3 protein-coding genes are annotated in these 3,300 nt (G+C 78.1%); 2 read left to right on the top strand and 1 reads right to left on the bottom strand.

Annotated features, from left to right (window positions below; genetic code table 11):
- On the bottom strand, window positions 1-393 hold a 393-nt coding region (locus NH602_RS29550; RefSeq protein ID WP_253069526.1), incomplete at its 3' end, for a DUF1992 domain-containing protein.
- A 73-nt stretch (window positions 394-466) separates the two neighbouring features.
- Here NH602_RS29550 and NH602_RS29545 point away from each other — a divergent pair.
- The gene (locus NH602_RS29545) at window positions 467-1,120 is read left to right on the top strand and encodes a nuclease-related domain-containing protein (protein WP_253069525.1); all 654 of its coding nucleotides are present in this window, start codon (window positions 467-469) and stop codon (window positions 1,118-1,120) included.
- Window positions 1,121-1,178: 58 nt separating this feature from the next.
- Complete coding sequence (locus NH602_RS29540; protein WP_253069524.1) at window positions 1,179-3,275, top strand: chorismate-binding protein; 2,097 nt, start codon at window positions 1,179-1,181, stop codon at window positions 3,273-3,275.
- The last annotated feature ends 25 nt before the right edge of the window (window positions 3,276-3,300 follow it).

Raw genomic sequence — 3,300 nt, 5'->3', positions numbered from 1 at the left:
GGCCGCGTGCCAGCGCGCGACGACCTCGTCGGCGTCGAGCCTGCGGATCGGCACGCGCGGGCCCATCGGATGGCGCATGTGGTCGACGACCCGGGAGTTGACCTCCTCGACGTGCTCGCGCACGCGGCGCTCGTCGACGAAGCGGGTGACGGTCTCGTCGATCCGGTCCAGCTCCCTGCGCAGCTGGAGCGACGGCGGCAGCATCGCGTCGCCCGGGACGCCCTCCCGCTCCAGGTAGCCGCGGATCCACCAGTTCTCGTCGACCGGGCCGATCCGTCCCGCCCCGGGCAACGGTTTGCCCTTGCCGGGCAGGTCGTCGAAGTCGCCCCGCTCGACGGCCTCCCGGATCGTCCGGTCGACCGGTGACTCGAACCGCGGGTCCACACCGTTCATGGCTGCACCACCCCGTCGCGAGGTTACCGGCGAGCGCCGTTTCCTGTCGGTGGTCGGGTGCACACTCCGCGCCATGACGACGACACCCGCGACGCCCCCCACCACCGACCGTTCCCGCGCGCTGGACCTGGCGCGCCACTACCCCGGCCGGCGGGTGGGGCACGTCGCCGCGCAGCAGCGGAGGGCGGGATTCCCCGACCGCAACTGGCGCCTCGGCGCCGACGGCGAGCAGCGCACCGCGCACCTGCTGACCGCGCTGACCGGGCGGACCCGCCGGGACCGGCTGCTCGGCAGGCCCGCGGCGTGGCAGGTCCTGCACTCGGTCCCGCTCGACGGCGGCGCCGCCGACCTCGACCACGTCCTGATCGGGCCACCCGGCATCTGCGTCGTCGGCACCCGCCACCACCGCGGCCGCTTCCTCCTCCTCGACGGCGATCGGCTGGTCGTCGCGGGGACGGCCACGGACGCGGTACCGCGGGCCCGGGCCGAGGCGCAGCGGGTCCGCGAGCTGTTGCTCCCCCGGCTCGGGGCCGCCGCGTCGACGCCGGTCCGCCCGGTGATCGCGCTGGTCGGGGCCCCGCTCCGGGTGCGCCGCTGGCCCGACGACGTCGTGGTCGCCACCGAGGGCGCGCTGGTGTACGCCCTGCGCGGGCTGACCCCGGTGCTCGGCCCGCGGGAGGTGGAGCGGATCCACGCCGTCGCCCGGCGCCCGGGGAGCTGGGGGTGAGGCGTGCGCCCGGTCACGGCGCCTTCCCCGCGCGGGGCCGGATCAGCATGCTCTCCCGGTGACCTCGACCGCCCCGGCCCGGACCGGGCTGCACCGTGTCCCGGTCCCGGACGGTGTCGCACCGTCCGGGGTGGCGGCGGCGGTGCGTCGGCTCGCCCACCGGCCGCGGCTGGTCGCCTTCGGCGGGAGCTGGTCGTGGGGGGCACTGGTCGCCACCGACCCGGTGCTCACCGCACCGGACGGGGCCGACCCGTTCGCCGTGCTGGACGCACCGCCACGGTCCGCGGGCCCGGCGGCGAGCCCGGGCGCCGGGACCGCCGGGGCCGTCGGAGGCGGCTGGTTCGGGCTCCTGGACCATGCCCCGCCCGGTGTGCGGCCGACGGCGGTGCTGTCCTGGTACCGCGACGTGCTGCGGCACGACGGCGAGCGCTGGTGGTTCGAGGCGCTGGTCGCCGGCGGAGCCCCGCTGCCGGGCCTGCCGGACCTCCCCGGTGCGGTGCACCCCGACACCGGCTCGGTCGAGCGCCGGTACACGCAGCTGTGCGCCGACCTCGCCCGCCCGGCGCCGGACCGGACGGCCCGGATCGCGGTCACCCGGTGGCCCGACCGCGACGCGCACCTGGCCGCGGTCGAGCGGTGCGTCACCGAGATCCGTCGCGGCGAGATCTTCCAGGCCAACATCGCGACCCGGCTGGAGGTGCGGCTCGACGGCGACCCGCACGAGGCGTGGGCCCGGCTGGTCGAGCCGGTCGCACCGGCCCGCGCCGCGCTCGTCGTGACGCCGGAGCGGGCCGCGGTGGGCGCGAGCCCGGAGCTGTTCCTGCACCGTGCCGGGGACCGGGTCACCACCGCGCCGATCAAGGGCACCCGGCCGCGCACCGGTGGCGACGCCGACGAGGCCGAACGCGCGCGACTCGGCGCCTCGGTGAAGGACGCGGCCGAGAACGTGATGATCGTCGACCTGATGCGCAACGATCTGGCCCGGGTCGCACGGCCCGGCGGGGTGCGGCCGGGGCGGCTGCTCGCCGTCGAACCGCATCCGGGGGTGTGGCACCTGGTGTCGCGGGTGCACGCGACGCTGCGCGACGACGTCACCGACGCCGACCTGCTCATCGCCACGTTCCCGCCGGGCTCGGTCACCGGCGCGCCGAAAATCCGGGCCTGCGAGGTGATCGCCGACTGCGAGGACGGCGACCGTGGGCTGTTCACCGGCGCCGTCGGCGGGGTGAGCCCGCTGGCCGGACTGGAGCTGAACGTCGCGATCCGCACCCTCGACCTCGGCCCCGCCGGGCCCGACGGCAGCCGCAGCGGCCGGCTCGGCGTCGGCGGGGGCATCACCGTCGACTCCGACCCGGCGGAGGAGTTCGGCGAGGTCCTGACCAAGGCCGCCCCGGTCCTGGCCGCGCTGGACGGCCCGCCCCGGCCGGTCCGGCCGCCCGTCGCCCGGCCCGCCGACCGGGCCGCGGGCCTGTTCGAGACGCTGGCCTGCGTCGACGGCCGGGCCCGCCGGGTCGGCGAGCACGCCGCTCGGCTGCGCCGCTCCTACCTCGCGGTCACCGACCGCCCCCTCGACGCGCGGGTCGAGACCGACGTCGCCGCGGCCGTCGCGGGGGCGGCCGGGCACCACCGGGTCCGGGTCGAGGCGACACCGGAGGACCCGTCGCGGGTCACCGTGCGCGCGGTCCCCTGGCCCGGACCGGTCCCGCTCGACGCGCAGGGCGGGGTGGTCGCCGTCGTCCGGCGCGGCACCGACGGCGAGTCCCACAAGTTCGTCGACCGCCGCTGGCTCGACGCCCACGAGGCCGAGGTCGGGGACGGTTCGCCGCTGCTGTGCGACCCGGCGGGCCTGGTGCTGGAGACGACGCGTTCCGCCGTCGCCGCCGTGCACCGGGGGCGGCTGTGGGTCCCCCCGCTCGACGGCCGCATCCTGCCCGGCACCGGCCGCCGCGCGCTGCTCGACCTGCTGGGCCCCGGCGCCGTGCGGATCGCCCCGCTGCCCCTGGCCGCGCTCACCGGGGCCGACGGGTTCCTGCTGGTCAACGCGCTGCGCGGGGTGCAGTGGGTGCGCCGGGTCGAGGACGGCGGCCACACCGTCGCCGCCTGGACCGCCCCGGACCCGCTGACCCGCCGTCTCGCCGCGGCGCTGTCGCGCTGACCGGGCGTCGCGCCACCACACCCCC

Origin of the sequence: Pseudonocardia sp. McavD-2-B, from assembly GCF_024124365.1 — a bacterium.
GTDB lineage: Bacteria > Actinomycetota > Actinomycetes > Mycobacteriales > Pseudonocardiaceae > Pseudonocardia > Pseudonocardia alni.
The sequence above is the reverse complement of the archived record's forward strand: the minus strand, read 5'-3'. Positions and strand labels throughout refer to the sequence as shown.

Bases quoted from the DNA above. Each gene is read 5' to 3' on its own strand.
- NH602_RS29545 (WP_253069525.1), top strand. From the start codon at position 467: ATGACGACGACACCCGCGACGCCCCCCACCACCGACCGTTCCCGCGCG.